The sequence below is a fragment of the Chroococcidiopsis sp. SAG 2025 genome (assembly GCF_032860985.1).
Lineage (GTDB): Bacteria > Cyanobacteriota > Cyanobacteriia > Cyanobacteriales > Chroococcidiopsidaceae > Chroococcidiopsis.
The window spans coordinates 3,168,284-3,186,822 of sequence record NZ_JAOCNC010000001.1 but is presented as its reverse complement, the minus strand read 5'-3'; the positions used below and the strand labels follow the sequence as shown (position 1 = coordinate 3,186,822).

Sequence of the window (18,539 nt, the reverse complement as noted above, 5' to 3'; positions counted from 1 at the left end):
TAAAATCAAATTTAAATTACTCGTTCGGCTTAATTTGACTAACGATTTCCCTTAATGTTTCATCCACTGCTTCATGCGCGACTTGACAAGTTCCAGCGTTGGCATGACCGCCACCACCATACTTTAACATCAACTCGCCAATATTAACTTGAGAACTGCGATCGAAAATCGATTTGCCAACTGCAAACACTGTATTTTGTTGCTTTAAACCCCACATGACATGAATTGAGACAGTACATTCAGGATATAAAGCGTAAACCATAAACCGATTCCCCGCGTAAATTGTCTCTTCTTGCCTCAGATCTAATACAACTGTTTTGTCACGAACAGTCGCACACTTTTTAATTTGTGCTTGAAATTTAGCCTCGTGTTCGCGATAAATATCGACCCTTTCTTTCACGTCAGGAAGATTTAAAATCTCGTCGATCGTACTGTCTTTACAAGCATCGATCGAATTCATCATCAAATCGTAATTAGAAATTCTAAAATCTCTAAATCTACCTAACCCCGTTCTCGCATCCATCAAAAAATTCAGCAGTACCCAGCCTTGAGGTCGTAAAACTTCCTCTAAAGTAAATTGAGCCGAGTCCGCCCGGTCAACTGCTATCATCATCTCTTGGGAAATCTGAGGGAATTTTTCCGCTCCACCAAAATAATCGTAAACAACTCTGGCAGCAGATGGAGCGTTAGGATCGATGATATGAGTGGAGGAGCGATCGCGATTTCTCAGCGTTTCGCTAAAATGATGGTCGAAGGCTAAATACGCACCTTCAACATAAGGTAAATTTGTAGTAATATCATGATTAGTAATTTCAATTTTGCCATCTTGCATATCTTTCGGATGGACGAACTTAATCTCATCGATTAAATTCAAACTTTTTAGTAAAACAGCACATACGAGACCGTCAAAATCGCTTCTCGTAACTAACCGATACTGTTGGGCTTTTAGTAACATAGTAATCTTGACCTCTTGAGTAAGCGTTCAAATGGATTTGCATAGACAGCACGCTTATTGGTTTCTAGCTATGCTCGATCTAGTTTTCCCAGGAATTTGCTTAAATAAACAAATAAGAAGGGAATTGGGAGTCGGGAGTCGGGGGAAGAATTCAAAACTCACGCATTCAAAATTCAAAATTATCTAGCCACCAGCCACTAGTCACTAGCCACTCTTTACTGACAACTGACGAGAGAAAATTCTTGAACACACTCTACTTACTGGAGCAAATTTCAGCCGCAGAACGCCTACAGATAGGAGAAAAGGCATTCCATCTCGGTCGTATTGCAACAAACGGTTATCCAGTAGTACCTAGTTGTGTCGTTCCCGCTCAAACTTTGTGGAAATTTCTCACGCAGTTAAATTCGTCCGATCCATTAATTGCCGATCTGCCAGAATCTTCATTGAGAATAAATGTTGATGATAGTCATCAACTCCAGAAAGTTGCCCAACGCCTACAGCAAGAAATTCTTGCCGCACCCTTACCAGAAGAGTACTGGCGATCGCTGCTAGAAGCGACGCAATCGTGGCAAGCATCGGCATTAATTTTTCGCCCTTCTTTAATTCTGAAAACTGCGGCAATCCAAAATCTCAATTTCTCTGGACTGCTAGAAGCTCAAATGTGTTGTCCAGAACCGGAAGCGATCGCCCTAGCTTTGAAGCAAACTTGGAGCCAGTTATTTCGCGCTAGAAGTCTTTTGTATTGGCAGCGCCACGGGATTGAATGGCGAGGCATTCATCTAGCAGTCTTGGTACAACCCCTACAAAATGCGATCGCCTCGGGAATTTTAACGTGTAACCCCTCTGAGATTGAGATTAGCGCTACTTGGGGTTTAGGTATAGCGATCGCCCGTGGGGAAGTTTCACCCGATCTCTACTTCGTTTCCACCGCAACGAATCAAGTGCGATCGCGGCAGTTGGGTAATAAAATATTGGCTTATGGAGTCGGCAATATTCCCTTCATTCCAGATTTAACTCCTTGCACGACTTCTCTTTTACCCTCATCTGTCACCCCTTGCTTGCAAACATACTTGTTGAGCGAAGCACAACAGCAGCAGTATGCTCTCAGCGATGAGTCTCTCCAACAACTGATTCAACTCACGCAACAACTAAAAACAGATTTGGGCGCAACATTCTATTTAGAGTGGACGTTGGCTCAAACAGGGATCGACGCAGAACCGCAACTCTACTTGACCCACGCGAATACCTATAGAGTTCGGGAGCCAGCAGCCAACAGCCAACAGCCAAAAAAAGATTCGGAATTCAGAATACCTCTTCGCTTAAGCAAGCTACGGAATTCGGAATTTATCTAAGGAATTGCAGCAGCAAGGGGAGAGGTCATTGCTCCAGCATACGTGATAGCAAAAAGCGAACCGCGACCTGTAGCTATACCAGCAGGATCGATTTTAGTCGCTCCTGCGATCGCCCCTGACTGGCTACCCCTATTGCAACAAGCAGCGGGAATCGTTACCGAGCAAGGAGGATTGACTTCTCACAGCGCCATCCTTGCTAGAGAATTAGGTATTCCGGCTGTTGTGAGCGTTGCGCGCGCCACAGCATCAATTCAAACAGGAGAATTATTGGAATTGAATGGCGATCGCGGTGAAGTGTGGAGAAGAGGAGACAAGGGAGACAAGGAAGCTTTTCTCTCACCTGTTTCTCGACTCCCGACCCCCGACTATGCAGCTAATGTCGGCGCGGCTCTAATGCGCGGCGCAGCTCCTATGGACGGATTTCCCGTCCATCCGCCTGCTTGGGAACCCGCGCTTCCGCCCACTGCTTCCCGACTCCCGACTCCCGACTCCCAACTCCCGACTATAGCCACTCAACTCATGCTCAATTTGAGTCAGCCGAGTTTAATTGCTCAGGTCAAGGATTTACCCGTCGATGGCGTGGGGTTGTTGCGATCGGAACTGATGATGCTGAACGTGTTAGAGGGACAGCACCCGAGAGTGTGGTTGCAACAGGGACGACAGGCTGAATTGTTAGATTTATGGCGATCGCAAATTAGTCAATTCGTCAATGCTTTTGCTCCCAGACCCGTATTCTATCGCTCTTTAGATTGGCGATCGCCAGAATTTCAATCTTTAAATCTGGATGGGCTAGATGCTTCTGCTGGTAACAGTCGTAATTCCATCCTGGGACAGCGCGGTACGTTGAGTTATCTCAAAGATCCGAAAGTTTTTGACTTGGAACTAGCTGCTTTAGCCGCCGTGCAGCAGTCCGGTCAAACAAATCTTCACCTCATGTTGCCGTTTGTCCGCAGTGTCGAAGAGTTTAGTTTCTGCCGTCAGCGCGTCGAGCAAGCAGGACTAACTCATGTTCCTCAATTTCAATTATGGATCGTGGCAGAAGTGCCTTCAGTGCTATTTCTGCTACCTCAATACGTCAAAGCAGGAGTTCAAGGAGTCTCCATTGGTACAAACGACTTGACTCAGTTGTTGCTGGGAGTAGACCGCGATCGCGGTGAGTTAGCTGCTAATTTAAACGAACGCCACCCAGCAGTCCTGCAAGCGATCGCCCAGATTATCCAAATGGCGCAGCAAGCCAATATTCCTTGCTCGATCTGCGGTCAAGCTCCCGTCCTATATCCAGAAATTATTGACTCTTTGATCCAATCGGGCATTACCTCTATTTCCGTCGAACCGAATGCCGTCGAACAGACTTATAAAGCGATCGCCCGTGCCGAGCAAAGATTGCTCCTGGCTGCTGCGCGTCAGATTGGAGCAGAGGGGCAGAGGAGCAGAGGGGCACGGGGGAATTAACTATTCACCACGCACTACTCTCTTTTTCAATTCTCTGATATCTGTACGGGCGGGTTCACCTGAAATATTTGTGAGTTACAAAGTTGCTTGGTCAACCCGCCCTTACCATACCGGACTCCCGCTAATAAGCTCTAGCAAAAATAACTCGTCGATCTGTTTGCCTACCCGTATAAAAACATTTCCCCGTGCCTTGTTGTAAGTCGAAAGGAATGCAGCGTCCGGTTGCTTTGGTTTCTTCTTTGATTTTCTCTTCGTCGTCAGAATTACCGTCAAAGTAAGCAACGTAAAAACCTGCTTTTTCTTCGATCTGTTGCTGAAATTCAGCGTAGGTTTCTACGAAGTGTAAATTTTGTTGCTGAAATTCTTGCGCCCGTTTGAATAAGCTAACTTGGATATCCTCTAATAAAGTTTTAATTTGGGATTCCAAGTCACTTTGAGCCACACTGATTTTCTCGCCAGTATCGCGACGAACTAACACGGCAGTACCATTTGCTAAGTCTCTTGGACCCATTTCTAAACGCAAAGGAATTCCTTTCAATTCCCAATCGTTAAACTTGAAACCAGGGCTTAAATTATCTCGCGTATCGACTTTAAATGAGAATGCTTTCGTTGCTTTAAACTGCTCTTGTAGTTCGGTAAATCGAGCTAATACTTGCTCTTTTTCCGCATCTTTACGATAAATCGGTACGCCAATGACCTGTAAAGGAGCAATACGCGGCGGACAAACAAAACCGCGATCGTCGGAGTGAACCATAATGAGAGTACCGATCATTCTGGTCGTAATGCCCCAACTCGTCGCAAATGGATACTCTTGCGTCCCTTCGGCAGATAAATATTTCACGTCAAAGGCTTTAGAAAAAGTCGTTCCTAAATTGTGGCTCGTACCGACTTGAATGGCGCGTTTATCTTGCGTCATTGTTTCGATTGTATAAGTATGTACTGCCCCGGGAAACTTTTCATTTTCTGTCTTGCGTCCGGCAAATACTGGGATAGCTAAATACTGCTCGACAAAAGTTTTGTAAATTTCTAACATTTGCCTTGCTTCAGCTTCAGCTTCATCAGCAGTTGCATGAGCTGTATGTCCTTCCTGCCAAAGAAACTCTGTTGTGCGTAAGAAAGGTCTGGTTCTCAACTCCCAGCGACAAATATTTGCCCACTGATTCAACAGAATTGGTAAATCTCGATAGCTTTGAATCCAATTACGATATGCTGACCAAATGATAGTTTCGCTAGTTGGTCTGACGACGAGTGGTTCGGATAGCTCGGCATCGGGATCGACGGTAATTTCTCCCGATTCAGTGAGTTGTAGCCGATGGTGGGTGACGACTGCGCATTCTTTGGCAAAGCCAGAAACGTGTTCGGCTTCTTTAGAGAAGTAGCTGACGGGAATAAATACCGGAAAGTAAGCATTCGTGTGTCCGGTGTCTTTAAACATTCCGTCTAGGGTTTGCTGCATTTTCTCCCAAATCGCAAATCCTTCCGGTCGAATAATCATGCAACCGCGAATCCCAGAGTCTTCGGCTAGCTTAGCTCTGTCTACAATGTCTAGATACCAGCGGGAGTAGTCTTCATCGCGTCTGGTGATTTTGAGTGCATCAGCTTTCTCTGCCATTAACGTTCCCTTGTGCCTTGACGATCTCAGATTTAGTCTAAAGCATTAGCTGCCCCTGTTAAGGAGGTCATTTCGGTTAAATGCACGATCGCAAAACTCAGGCAAGAAATACAATGTTAAGATGGCAAGCTCTGAGGGTCAAGAATGGATTATTCAGTTGCGATCGCGGCACTTACAAAATCCGATCCTATCCTTGCTACCCTAATTCAAAGAGTTGGTGCTTGTCGCCTCGATCGAGTCCAGCAAACGGGAGATTTATTTTTCTCCCTCTCCAAAGCCATTATCCATCAACAACTTTCAACTAAATCTGCAACTGCGATTCATCAGCGGTTTTTGAAGATTTCTCCCGCGCAACCTCCCTCAGCCTTAGATATCCTCAACACTCCAGATGAAGTTTTGCGGGGAGTGGGTATTTCTCGTCCCAAAATTATTTATCTGAAAGATTTAGCAGCAAAGGCGATAAATGGATTACCTACCATCGCTGAGTTGGAATTAATGGACGGTGAAACAATTATTCAAACTCTTACCCAAGTCAAAGGAATTGGACGTTGGACGGTGCAGATGTTATTAATTTTTCGATTGCATCGCTGGGACGTTTTACCCATAGATGACTTAGGTATTCGAGCTGGCGTACGAAAAGTATACAATTTGGCAGAGCTACCTCATCGCAAAACTGTAGAACAAATGGGTCAGCTATGGAAACCTTATTGTACGATCGCATCCTGGTATCTTTGGCGCAGTCTGGAACAGGGAGTCGGGAGTCGGGAGTCGGGAGTCGGGAAAGAAAGCAGCGTAGTCACCAGCAATCAATGACAAATGACAAATGACAGATGACAAAAATATAGGTATTTGGGTTTTAGGCGACCAATTGTTTACAAAAATAGTTTTTAGATTATTGTAAATCTTCTTCAGACAATTGAGCTATTTTCATCAACGCTCTGAGAGTTCCAACTTTCAAATCGCGATCGCTATGAACGGGAATTTATAATATTTGATTAGCTCCTAATTTTGCATATATGTGATGACTACCTTTAATTTTCTGTAAAACCCTGCCTTTTCTCTCCACGATCTTGCATAGTCTCTTACCAGAAATAGATGTCATACAGCAATTTCTACAACCCGATCTGTTGATGCATTAGAATGGCTTTCGTTAGCAACCTCAAGCCAACCTTCAATAGCATCCTTCAAATTAGTCATTACTTCTTCTATTGTTTCCCCTTCAGTAATGCAACCTGGGAGTGCTGGAACCTCTGCCCAATAGCCTCCCTCTTATGCTGTGTGAACGATCGCTTTAGTGTCAATGGCTTGCTGGAGAATATACTAACAGTCCGATCTACCTTTGCTCAAATGTAAAAGCAAGTGTTAGAGATTCTAAGTAATAGAAAATATATTTGGGTAATTTTTTCAGATAAACAAATATTTGTACTTCCACTTACTGTCTTGAAGGAAATGCCAAAAACTCCAACACTAAATTATTGAACTTCTCTGGAGATTCTAAATGAGGATGGTGTCCGCAGCGATCGAAAATGTGAAGACGGGCGTTTGGTATAGTTTTGGCTGCAATATAGGCATGAGCTACTGGTATAATTCTGTCTTGTTTACCCCAAATCACTAAAGTTGGTGCGGTAATGGTGGCGAGTTGACTGAGAATTGGACGAAATACTTGCGATCGCACTCCTAACAAGTGAAAATTTGTTTTAACCATTGCCATCAGTGCGGGTTTTCTTCCAGGTAGAGCAAAGATAGGATAGCGCAATTCTATCCACTCGGAAGGAATGCTTTGCGGATCGTAAAAATTATTTTTCAACATCGGAGCCAGCAGGCGGCGCGACGGACGCAGTAATCTAATAAGTAAGGGTAAAGTTGTCAAGCGAATACCAAAAGCAATTTCCCTACCAAACCCCATACTATCCACCAACACCAATTTATTTACTAGTTGGGGAAATAGCAAAGCTAACTGTAAAGCTGCACCACCACCCATAGAACTGCCAATCAAAGTCGCAGATTCAATACTGAGGGTATCCATGAAATCTTTAATAAACTGAGCCTGGTAGGTGAGAGAATAGAAAGCTTGAGGCTTATCCGAACGTCCAGAACCCACCATATCGAGTGCGTAGACGCAGTTAGATTTTGCTAGAGTACCAATGTTATACAACCAAAACTCTACCGAACCTTGACCCCCATGTAACAAAATAATGGGATTTCCTCTTCCCATCATCCAATAACGAGTATTAATAGAACCAACTTTAACGTATCGATCTACTGGTACTTGCGTCTGATTCATAATTCAAAAGTCAAAAGTCAAAAGTTAGAAGTCAAAACTGAGGAGACAGGATTCATAATGATTCCCCTACTCCCTACTCCCTACTCCTTACTCCCTCATTCCGAATGTCTAAATCTTATAAACATCTAGACGCGATCGCAACTTTATTTGTCACTGTTTTACTAATCTCAAATATTACCTCAACCAAAATCGTTAGCTTAGGATGGTTTACCTTTGATGGCGGAACGCTAATTTTTCCACTCAGTTATATTTTTGGCGATATCTTAACTGAAGTTTACGGATACTCTCGTTCTAGAAAGGTTATTTGGTTGGGGTTTTTCTGTGCTTTTTTAATGGCTGTAACTTTTAGTCTTGTTGGCGCGTTACCTCCAGCAGCAGATTGGAAATATCAAGAGGCGTATCATCAAATTTTAGGCTCTACTCCGAGAATTGTTGCTGCAAGTTTAATAGCTTACTGGATAGGAGAGTTTTCTAATTCTTTTATTTTGGCAAAACTGAAAATATTAACTCGCGGTAAGTGGCTGTGGACTCGCACGATTGGCTCAACTTTAGTAGGGCAAGTTTTGGATACGGCAATATTTATTCTAATTGCTTTTCTTGGAATTGTTCCCAGTAGTATAATATGGGTACTAATCGCATCCAATTATTTATTCAAATGCGGAATTGAGATTTTATTTACACCTATGACTTATTGGATTACTAATTGGTTAAAGCGTCAAGAACAAGAAGATTACTACGATACTAATACGAACTTTAATCCGTTTCGTTTTTCCAAACTTACATCTTACACCAAGCCCTCAGAATAGAATTCTGAGGCTATACAAACAAAGTCCGCCTGCGCGGACTCATGAAAAATCAACGATTTGAAACTCGCGCACCATTCGGGTTTTGTACGCGGCTAATGTTGGGCAACCCGTTGCCCAACCGCCCGCTTCTGTGTAGCTGCGACTTGCAGTCGCCTGGTGCAAGATCCGCTTTCTACCTTCTATTCGCTAGTACAAACCAAACCAAAGACAAAATCTTGAATCGTCGTCTTAAAATCAGGATCGCCAGCAGCAGGCTTCACCAATAAACTCAACCGCACGGGATTCTTAACTCTTCCCAAGGCAAAAAGATTGCCAATATCCCGTCGAAAAAGTTCTGCTTCTGGTAATTGTCCCGTTACCGTACTCGGATCTCCGTTCGTCAATGTTGTTATTTCTAAATCGGCGAAATCTTCAAAATTTAGAAAATCATTCCACAGACTGGCTACAGTTAAAGTATCCCAGAAAAATAACGTATCAAAAACGAACACGCCAGGGGCAGGCGAATTAGCAAATTGCACGTTTTTGATATATTGTGCGGGGGCAGTATTACACTGAGAAGGATTATCTGGAATGCGTTGGGCGAATCCCTGCAAGCGAGCGAAATTTGTGGCATTTAACGGTACGATATCCGCCGGAATTCCTGAATTGAGGACTTTATCTACCGCAGGCGCATCAATCCAAAAATTGACTTCGGCATTATTCAGGGAATTGAACGCTTTTTTGTGTTCGCCAGTTTGAATATTTTCAAAATTCGTCCCTGGAAATGGTAAATGGTGCGAGCCAAAAACATGTTCTCCATCTTGATAGTAAATGTTACCTTCCGTCCAAACTGGGAATGGTTCGTTTAAACGGTAGTTACCATTAGCATCAAAATTATCAGCCTTATTTTCATCCAAAACACCCCCCATATGAATAGTAGAAACAACGGAACTTAAATCGGCAAGTTTGATTTTCTTAGGACAGCCGTACTTACGAGGATTTTCTTCTATATAAGAATAGGCTCTCGCTAAGTTAGTAACGGGTCCAACAGTAGCAATTGTCAGCGGATCGTCTTTTTTATATGCTTCACAGATAGAAGTTGCCAAGTAGTTAGCCGCTTTCTTTTTCGGATCGATCAGATCGACTTCTCGTAATTGAAATTGCTCTAAAGCTGCTTGAGCTTGCGGCAGAATATACCTTAAAGTTTCATCGCGAAATGTTCGATTAAACTCGTTCCAGCAGACAAAATCGCGGGGAGACGACATGAATTCTTGATGGAATAGGCAAGGTTCTAAAGCTGGTTTACCTGCAAATGGTAACTGAACTCGTACTGGAGTAAACTCAGTTCCAGAGACGGGTTTACCAAAATCATCAGCTTCGTTCGGTACGTCGATAGTTGTCGTACTTTCATCACAACCAGAATATATTTTTGCATCGCGATATTGAGCGATCGCTAAAACTTTTTGTGTCAGTCCGTCAATCGATCCTGCTTCAGGACTAAAATCACCTAGCAGCTCTCGTTTTAATTCTGGATAACCTTCAGAATTATTACAATAAGATTCTCCGTGTGCCATCGTGGTGATTCCAATCAGTTTGACTGGCGGAGATTTCTGCTGAGAAGCAAGGGCTAAAGTTAAAATGGCATAGTAGTCTTCAAATGCCCCATCGTGATCGAAAATGACTCGAATTGGACGATCGCTAGCAAGGGCAGAATTTGGCAAGCAAAAAGTAGCAGAAATAGCTGCGATCGCTAATCCAGAAACGAGTTTTTTTAGGTGTAAATGCAACATAATTCACTTGTCTGCAAATGGAGACAAGCTAGCACGATTGTAGGTTTTTCTTGGTATCGATTTTTACTTATACTCTTGCTTTAAGACTACGCCACGGAAGATCCCCCCAACCCCCCTTAAAAAGGGGGGCTTTGTTCTCTGAATGTGAAGCAGGACTTTGTTCTCTGGATGTGAAGCAGGGCTTTGTTTCCCCCTTTGTAAGGGGGGCTAGGGGGGATCTGCGAAGAATTGAACTCAAGCGCCCGAAATGCATTAAAACCAAATCCTTTGCGCCTTACTAGAGTGCTATGACCTCAACTAAAGCATCACCAACAGCGGCGGCGTGACCCATATCTGCAAACGCAGACGAGGTAGCAGCATTGATGGTATTATTGGCAAGGCTGAGTTTACGCCAATACCCTAAAGGTGCGATCGCCACCCCAGAACGAGTCATATCGCTGACAATGGCAGGAACTTGAAAAGAACCGCGATCGTTAAATACCTTCACCACTTGACCGTCAACTATACTCCGTTTAGCTGCATCATCGGGATGAATAATCACTCTTGGTTCGCCTTGTAGTTTTGCGTGCTTGGGTAAATTGGCAAAACAAGAGTTGATGAATTGGTGGGGTTTTGCCGAGAGGAGATTCAGAGGATACCGCTTTGCTAGTTCGGGGTTACTCGATGCTGATTCCCGTTGTGGCGTGTAGGTAGGCAGGGGATCGATTGGTTCTCCTGGTTGATATTCTGCATATCCTTGACGGAATGCTGGCAGGACAAAGTTGCTATCTACTTTTGCGGTAGAGAGAAACTCGCATTTACCTGACGGTGTGGGAAAATTGCCTTGGGCATGAGGAACGAGATCGACCTTTAACTTGCCATACCCTTGCTGTTGCAGCGACTCCATACTCATGTCTTGCATGACGGGTGCTGACCAGTCGAGGACTTCCATCGCCAGTTGTTCGTCGGTTAATTTGAAGCATTCTTCCTCAAAACCCATCCGCGCAGCCAAACGGCGGAATAATTCAGTGTTGGGCACGGCTTCACCCAAAGGCGCGATCGCGGGGTGGTTTAATGTTACATAAGTATGACCCCAGGAAAACATCAAATCTAAATTTTCAACTTGAGTCGTTGCAGGTAGAAGAATATCGGCGTAGTCGGCAGTATCAGTCATAAAATGTTCGCTGACTACCGTAAATAAATCTTCTCGCGCCAAACCAGCCACAATCTTGTCTTGTTCCGCCGATTGCGTGACGGGATTGCAATTATAAACAAATAGAGCCTGAATCGGTGGGTCGAGACTCATTTCTCCCGTCAGTGCTGCTCCCAATTGCCACAAGTTAATTAATCGCGTCCCAGGCTGAATAAATTCAGGACGATGCACCACATCCCAACGAATGGGGAAGGGCCACATCGGAGCTTGCAGCAATCCGCCGCCCAAATGTCGCCACGCACCGACTAGGGCAGGCAAACAGCAAATAGCTCTCACTCCCTGACCGCCACCCGCCTGTTTTTCTAGCGCCACTCCCAGACGAATTACAGATGGTTGGTTAGATGCATACTCTCTTGCTAGTGTCAAGATATCTGACCCGGGAATACCCGTGATTTGGGCAACTTTCTCTGGAGGATACTGCGCGACTCGCTCTTTCAGTTCGGCATAGCCAAGCGTATACTTTTCCACATACTCGGCATCGACTAGATTTTCGCTAATAATAACGTGCATCATTCCCAAAGCCAGCGCCCCGTCCGTGCCTGGACGTAAGGGAATATGCCAGTCAGACTGGTTTGCAGTGCGAGTGCGTACTGGGTCAATTGAAACTAATTTTGCTCCGTTTTTGCGTGCCTCTTGGATAAAAGACCATAAATGTACGTTGGTACTGAGAGCGTTGCACCCCCAGAGAATGATGTATTTAGAATGCTTGAACGTATCGGGGTCAGTACCGTGAGTCAGTCCGCAAGTCATCATGTAAGCGGTACTAGTGCAGGAGGCGCAAAAGGTACGTTCGCTAATCGTTGCACCCAGGCGATTGAAGAAAGCATCGCCTACAGTCAAGCCATTCAGCAGCCCTTCATGACCGAGATAGCTGCAAGGCATAATTGCCTCAGCCCCATATTCGCTGATAATTTGCTGGAAGCGGCTAGCAATCTCATCTAAAGCATCATCCCAGGAAATGCGCTCGAACTGTTTGCTACCTTTCGCGCCGACACGCCGCATCGGATAGAGAATGCGATCGCTACTATAAACTCGATCTAAATAATCGCTCACTTTGCCGCAGAGCGTACCACGGGTAAAGGGATGGTCTGGATTGCCTTCTACCTTAGTAGCGCGACCGTTTTCAACGGTAACTAACATCGCGCAAGTATCGGGGCAATCATGGGGACAAGCACCAAAGACTACCGACTTCTCATTGGCTGACTTCTCATTGGCTGACTTCTCACTGGCAGTACTGACCATAGATCTATCTCTGCTAGAGCGAATGTTTAATATCTCCAGATCGAATCAGTAATTCTGTTGCGTTATGTGTAAGCAAATTTACAGTTATTTGCTTGTCTCATGAATCCTTAACAACCTATTACAGTTGTAGATAAGCTAAACTAGATTTGTAAGGAAATACAGTTTAGCAATGCTTGATACATCCAACGTGTTTTTAACAGGTGTTGCATTAGAAGCGCTCTCCCAATGGAGCAGTAGATTGAAAGCGTTTCAGCAAAAACTGGGAAAGCACTTCGCTCGTTCTGAAGCACGTCTTGCAGCGTATGACTATATCCAGGCACTACTAAGCCCAGTTGAGCGGAAGAATGGATGGCAAATGGCAGAACAGGTAGGGTATAGCAATCCCTATCGCTTCCAACATTTACTAGGACGGGCGCAGTGGAACGCGGACGCAGTGTGTGCAGAAATTAGAAAGTATGCAGTGGAGCATTTGAAGAGTGAAACAGATATTTTGGCAATTGATGAAACAGGTTTTCTGAAGCAAGGAGAGCAGTCAGTAGGCGTACAGGTGCAGTATTATGGCACAACTGGACATTTGGAGAATTGCCAGGTAGGTGTGTTCATGTCCTACATTAGCGACAAAGGACATACGTTGATCGATCGCCGTTTGTATCTACCGCGCACATGGAGTGAAGATCAAAGCAAACGTAAGAAGGGAGCAGTTCCAAAATCAATCACATTTGCGACTAAACCTCAACTAGCACAACAGATGTTGGAATCAGCTTTTAAAGACGGAATACGTCCCGCCTGGTTTGTTGCTGATGAGGTTTATGGCAACGATGGTTCATTGTGGTGGTGGCTGGAAAAGACTGCTAAACAACCGTATATACTCACGGTCAGCAAGAAGCAGCCTGTAGTTATTGGCTGGCAACGTTATCAAGCCCAAGAACTGTTACCTCAGCCGGACAGCCAGCTGTGGCAACGTCTTAGCTGTGGAGCTGGCAGTAAGGGAGAAAGATACTATGACTGGGCGAAAGTGCCAGTTAATTGTGACAGATCAGATGGTTTTCAACGTTGGTTATTGTTCCGCCGCTCTCTAGAACACCCTGAAGATCCTCGCGTCAGCTACTATCAAGTATTTGCTAAGAGCGATACTACCCTAGAAACGATGGTTCAAATCGCCGGGCAAAGGTGGCGGATTGAGGAGTGCTTTAAATTTGCTAAAGACCAGCTAGGTTTAGGAGAGTACGAAGTTCGTTCCTGGCATGGTTGGCATCGACACATCACCCTCGTCCTGGCTGCTCAAATATTTCTCACCGTCTTACGACACTCTTGTGAGCCTGCTATTCACTCCTCTACCCCCCCTTTACCTCTAGTAACAACTGGCAGTCTAACTGCGTTCAAAGCGGCACGAGGTTTATTGTCCGACTAAGTATCTGGGAGATGAAGCGGTGGGTATCTCGATTCTTGTTTCCCACATTCTGGTGTCTTGAACACGTTTTGCGTTGGTCTTATTGGCGCAGATCTCATCAAGCTACTGCTCGTTACTACCATTACCAAAAGCGAATTCATTCTTCTATTTATCTACAACTGTAATATTGAGGCATTGCATAATAAAGGTATGAATTGAGGTAAGTTGCGATGCAATGTCCAGAGTGCCAATCAACTCATATTCGGAAGAATGGCATCAAGCGAGGTAAACAGAACCACATTTGTGTTGATTGTGGGCGACAATTCATTGAACACTATGAAACATGCAGAGGTTACAGCGATGAAGTCAAACGGGAATGCTTGAAAATGTATGTGAATGGCATCGGTTTTCGAGGAATTGAACGAGTTAAAGGTGTTCATCATACGACAATCATTCACTGGCTCAAGCAAGTAGGTAACAATCTGCCTGATGCTGATGCCCCAGAAACAGTCCCCCAAGTCGGTGAACTAGATGAACTAGAAACCTTCGTCGGTGCAAAAAAAACAAAATCTGGCTGTGGACAGCAGTAGATCACTTCACTTCAGGGATTTTAGGTTGGGCGTTGGGCGACCATAGTGCTGAAACCTTTGCCCCGCTATGGGCGATCGTTGCCCAATGGCGGTGCTACTTTTATGTTACGGATGGTTGGAGTGTTTATCCAGGTTTTATTCCAGACGGCGATCAAATTGTCAGTAAGACTTATATGACCAGAGTTGAGTCCGAAAATACAAGACTGAGGCACTATCTGGCTCGGCTGCATCGAAAGACACTGTGCTACTCCAAATCAGAAGAAATGCTGAAATATTCAATTCGATTGTTACTGCACTATCTCAAATTCTGGAATGTTCCAGTTCCTCAATAGTTCATATCTCTATTCAGCAACGCCAACAAATTTGAAATTGGTAATTGGTAGTTGGTAATTGGTAGTTGGTAATTGGTAGATGGCGAGAGGTATTTTCACGCACCACGCACCACTCTATACTGACAACTGACCCTTATCTGCATCTAGAGTTGCGGGGATACCCACAGGTAATGCAGCGTTGCAACCATCGTGACCGAAAGGTAGATTGGAAACTATGGGAAGATTTAGATCGCTCAGGCGATCGCGCAATACTTCTTCTATAGTTAAACTAGAAATATTAGCTGGTGGTTCGCAGCGACTAAAACGTCCTAAAGCAATACCTTTAACCTTAGTAAATGCACCACTCAAACGCCATTGTGTTAAGAGGCGATCGATTCGATACGGTGCTTCGGTAACATCTTCTAAGGCAAGAATAACACCGTCAAAATTCGGTTGAATTGACGTACCCAGGAGATGAGTCGCAACAGTCAGATTTGCTGGTAGCAACACACCCGTCACCACACCGCCACCCCAACCCGTACCCTGGAGAGGAGGTAGGGGACGACCTTCTACCCAATCAAACAATCTTTGTCTAGACCAATCTGGTTCTCCAGCTAGCGTCGTCAATACAGGTGCATGAACCCCTGAAATTCCGACTTGGCTTAGACTCCAGAGTAAGGCAGTAATGTCGGAAAAACCGATTAACCATTTTGGTAAGAATGTAGGGGCGCACAGCCGTGCGCCCCTACCAACCATCCACGTCCAATCTTCCAAAATCCTCATCCCACCGTAGCCACCCCTAGCGCAGAGGATACCGCGACATTCAGGATCTTGCCATGCATCGAGGAGTTGTTGGCGACGGCTAGCATCGGTTCCGGCTAAATATCCAAAAGTATCGTCGATTGTAGGACTAACTTTAACTTGATAACCGCGCGATCGCCATATTTCAATCCCCTTGTCAAATGCTGCCATTTCTCGTAAAGCACCACTAGGGGCAATTACTTTTAATAAATCTCCTGGTTTGAGTGGTGGCGGCGGTTGGCAAATAGGCATTGCTGCATATAACGAAACTGTAGTTAGCGTAAAATATACTTGGGAGGTATACGATTATGCAAATAGCTAATACAGATTTAATGGGAAGAATTATAACTGCAAAATATCCCTAAACCACGCCTCAAACCGATCGCCTAACGCCTCTAAAGAAAATTCAGCTTCGGCTTGTTGACGACAGGTATAGCGATTAATTTCATCCAAACGCGCGATCGCCTCTACCAATCCATCTACGCTATCTGGTGCGACTAAAAACCCCGTCTTACCATCTTGAATAATTTCTGCTGGTCCTCCACGGCGATATGATATGACTGGTACGCCGCAAGCTAAAGCTTCAATCGCTACGTTGCCGAATGCTTCTACCCAGCGAGGAGTCATTAACATTGCCCGACACTGACGCAATTCTTGCTGCATTTTTGCTGTCGAAAGAAATCCTAAATATTCAAAAGTTGTGCCAGGATAAGTTTGACAAATTTGCTGCCAATAATCTTCATCTTGGATTTTTCCCATGACTTTTAAGGGAATTTTAGCAATTTGAGCTGCCGCGATCGCATCTTCTAAGCCTTTTTCAGGAGCAATCCTCGCTAACCAAGCTAATTTGTTTTGAGGATGAGAACAGAACTCATATAAGGATAAATCTATGCCACTACTAAGATAATATATAGACCTATCACTAGTTTCTACAAAAGAAAATGTTGCTCCTTGGGAGGGAGTGTAGAAACCAATCGTCCCTGGAAATTGCTCTTCAACTTGTGCCACAATTTCATCCATCGCAGCATAAATTGAACCCATGCTCACAAAATGGGCAATAGGAGTTTTAAAAAATGGGGTGAGATAAAATGGCAACCAATCGTAAGCAAAATTGACAATTAAATCGTACTCATTCTGTACTTGTCTTGCATATTCACACATATTCGCCAAGACAGAATTTTCCGGCATAGTAATGGGTGCATTTCTTTCCTGGTTCTGGGCAATAACTTGTAAATTACCAGGAATTTCTACAATAGGCATTATCCCAAGATTTGACGACTCAAGTTTCGACCCTTGGGGGGCAAGAATTTGCAGCGTATGCCCCCGCTTTATCATTTCTTGAGCGATATTGTACAGGCTTAATTCTACTCCACCCCCCAATCCTGTGCCGAGGGGTCCCACGGAAGTAGAGATAAATAATAGTTTCAATGGTAGTTGGTAGTTGGTAGTTGGTCATGAGTGAATAGCGCATGGCAGAGATTGTCTCTACATCCTTCTGACTCCTGACTCCTCAGTTTTAACTGTTGACTTTTAACTGTTGACTTTTAGCTTTTGACTTTTAACTTTTGACTTTCACAACTCTGATTCTTTCATAGGAACAGGTACGGACTTTGCTGTTTCCAAAACTTTTTCCGATTCGGATAGATGTGACTCTTTGGCTGTAGATTTCTGAAACAATTGTTCTAATTTCTCTCGCTGATTGACGAGATAAATACTAACTAAGGTGAGAGAAACGCCCGTCCACTGGATAGGGCTGAGAACTTCGGAGAGAATTAAGCTACCAAATAAGAGGGCAAATACAGGTGTGAGAAAGGTAAGGGCGCTAAGACTGGTAAGGTTACCGCTAGAGGCGAAGTAGAAGAATAACCCATAGGCGATCGCACTACCAAAAATCGTGGCATAACTTAGCGATATCCACCCAGATAAACTAATATCTGCCCATTGCCCAGCCTCTAACCCCGCAGAAAGAGCAAATAAGGGAATTCCACCAATAATCATATGCCATCCCGTTGCTGACACCGGATCGGCGTGACGACAAACATAACGAATAGCTACCGTACCGACAGCCATTGATAGGGCTGCGAGTAACATCAACCATTCGCCGCTTTGGAAGAGGGATTGTAGGGGCGGGTTTACCTGAAATATGTGTTGCAAAACCGCTATGTTTGGTAAACCCGCCCGTATAGGGGTAATACCAGAAAATAAGTTGAGAATTAGATTGTCTGGTAAGCCAATTAAACTAATCCCCAGTACGCCAAACATCAATCCCAGCCATCCCCATAAACCGATTCGTTCGCCAAATAACCAACTCGACATTAAAGCCACAGCTAGGGGCTGGGAATCAATCATGACCGATCCTAAGCCCGCCCCAGTTCTGACTAAACCTTCTGCCAAAAAGCCTTGAAACAGCGATCCATCAATTAAGGCAAATAGACTAATCCACAACCACGCCGCCCATCCTTTAGGCTGAGGTCTACCCATCGCCATTGCTGCACCTAATACTAATATGCCAGCAGGCAACAGCCTTACTCCTGCCATGAATAAAGGTGTTGTATGGGGAATAACGCCTTTCATCGCTACCATTGCTGTTCCCCAGAGGAAAAAGGGTGCGATTAATAGCACGGCGGCAAAGGGTAATCTTGATTCAGTCAGTTTCAGATGCATGGGATGGCTGACGGCTGGGATGAGAAGATGACATTTCTCCGATCTTAATCGATTATGTATTTTTGTGAAGCGATCGCCATACACTGTAACAGAAATCTACACAGAAAAAATGTTCTATG

11 protein-coding genes and 4 pseudogenes are annotated in these 18,539 nt (G+C 44.5%); 5 read left to right on the top strand and 10 right to left on the bottom strand.

Features of this window, described 5'->3' with window-relative positions:
• Positions 1 to 16 precede the first annotated feature (16 nt).
• The gene (locus N4J56_RS15425) at positions 17 to 955 is read right to left on the bottom strand and encodes an exopolyphosphatase (RefSeq protein ID WP_317107236.1); all 939 of its coding nucleotides are present in this window, start codon (positions 953 to 955) and stop codon (positions 17 to 19) included.
• Between the two features lie 242 nt (positions 956 to 1,197).
• On the opposite strand from N4J56_RS15425, the pseudogene N4J56_RS41010 reads away from it, so the two are divergent.
• A pseudogene (locus tag N4J56_RS41010) lies at positions 1,198 to 3,759 on the top strand (putative PEP-binding protein).
• A 121-nt stretch (positions 3,760 to 3,880) separates the two neighbouring features.
• On the opposite strand, the gene proS reads toward N4J56_RS41010, so the two are convergent.
• Positions 3,881 to 5,371: a proline--tRNA ligase gene (gene proS, locus N4J56_RS15410; protein WP_106545888.1), complete on the bottom strand. Its 1,491-nt coding sequence runs from the start codon at positions 5,369 to 5,371 to the stop codon at positions 3,881 to 3,883.
• 144 nt (positions 5,372 to 5,515) lie between these two features.
• On the opposite strand from proS, the gene N4J56_RS15405 reads away from it, so the two are divergent.
• Positions 5,516 to 6,184: a DNA-3-methyladenine glycosylase 2 family protein gene (locus N4J56_RS15405; protein ID WP_317107233.1), complete on the top strand. Its 669-nt coding sequence runs from the start codon at positions 5,516 to 5,518 to the stop codon at positions 6,182 to 6,184.
• Positions 6,185 to 6,263: 79 nt separating this feature from the next.
• On the opposite strand, the pseudogene N4J56_RS41005 reads toward N4J56_RS15405, so the two are convergent.
• The 3 genes and pseudogenes from N4J56_RS41005 to N4J56_RS15395 form a co-directional block, all read right to left on the bottom strand.
• A pseudogene (locus N4J56_RS41005) lies at positions 6,264 to 6,473 on the bottom strand (type II toxin-antitoxin system HicA family toxin).
• Positions 6,470 to 6,673: pseudogene (locus N4J56_RS15400) on the bottom strand (type II toxin-antitoxin system HicB family antitoxin). Before N4J56_RS15400 ends, N4J56_RS41005 begins: the two co-directional pseudogenes overlap by 4 nt.
• A gap of 130 nt (positions 6,674 to 6,803) precedes the next feature.
• Complete coding sequence (locus N4J56_RS15395; protein WP_317107232.1) at positions 6,804 to 7,655, bottom strand: alpha/beta fold hydrolase; 852 nt, start codon at positions 7,653 to 7,655, stop codon at positions 6,804 to 6,806.
• A 104-nt stretch (positions 7,656 to 7,759) separates the two neighbouring features.
• Between N4J56_RS15395 and N4J56_RS15390 the strand changes: the two genes are divergently transcribed.
• Positions 7,760 to 8,461, top strand: a complete 702-nt coding sequence (locus tag N4J56_RS15390) for a queuosine precursor transporter (protein WP_317107231.1) — start codon at positions 7,760 to 7,762, stop codon at positions 8,459 to 8,461.
• A gap of 179 nt (positions 8,462 to 8,640) precedes the next feature.
• On the opposite strand, the gene N4J56_RS15385 is transcribed toward N4J56_RS15390, so the two are convergent.
• The gene (locus tag N4J56_RS15385) at positions 8,641 to 10,230 is read right to left on the bottom strand and encodes a nucleoside hydrolase (RefSeq protein WP_317107230.1); all 1,590 of its coding nucleotides are present in this window, start codon (positions 10,228 to 10,230) and stop codon (positions 8,641 to 8,643) included.
• A gap of 277 nt (positions 10,231 to 10,507) precedes the next feature.
• Positions 10,508 to 12,664, bottom strand: a complete 2,157-nt coding sequence (locus tag N4J56_RS15380) for a molybdopterin oxidoreductase family protein (protein WP_317107229.1) — start codon at positions 12,662 to 12,664, stop codon at positions 10,508 to 10,510.
• A gap of 169 nt (positions 12,665 to 12,833) precedes the next feature.
• Here N4J56_RS15380 and N4J56_RS15375 point away from each other — a divergent pair, with 169 nt between their 5' ends.
• Both N4J56_RS15375 and N4J56_RS15370 read left to right on the top strand, forming a co-directional pair.
• The gene (locus N4J56_RS15375; RefSeq protein WP_317104652.1) at positions 12,834 to 14,075 is read left to right on the top strand and encodes an IS701 family transposase; all 1,242 of its coding nucleotides are present in this window, start codon (positions 12,834 to 12,836) and stop codon (positions 14,073 to 14,075) included.
• 209 nt (positions 14,076 to 14,284) lie between these two features.
• A pseudogene (locus tag N4J56_RS15370) lies at positions 14,285 to 14,976 on the top strand (IS1 family transposase).
• A 114-nt stretch (positions 14,977 to 15,090) separates the two neighbouring features.
• Here the strand turns inward: N4J56_RS15370 and N4J56_RS15365 are convergent.
• The 3 genes from N4J56_RS15365 to N4J56_RS15355 form a co-directional block, all read right to left on the bottom strand.
• Complete coding sequence (locus N4J56_RS15365; RefSeq protein WP_317107228.1) at positions 15,091 to 16,008, bottom strand: LD-carboxypeptidase; 918 nt, start codon at positions 16,006 to 16,008, stop codon at positions 15,091 to 15,093.
• 90 nt (positions 16,009 to 16,098) lie between these two features.
• Positions 16,099 to 17,184 (bottom strand): glycosyltransferase family 4 protein, encoded by a 1,086-nt coding sequence (locus N4J56_RS15360; RefSeq protein ID WP_317107227.1) that lies wholly within the window; start codon positions 17,182 to 17,184, stop codon positions 16,099 to 16,101.
• 144 nt (positions 17,185 to 17,328) lie between these two features.
• The gene (locus N4J56_RS15355) at positions 17,329 to 18,420 is read right to left on the bottom strand and encodes a DMT family transporter (protein WP_317107226.1); all 1,092 of its coding nucleotides are present in this window, start codon (positions 18,418 to 18,420) and stop codon (positions 17,329 to 17,331) included.
• Positions 18,421 to 18,539 lie beyond the last annotated feature (119 nt).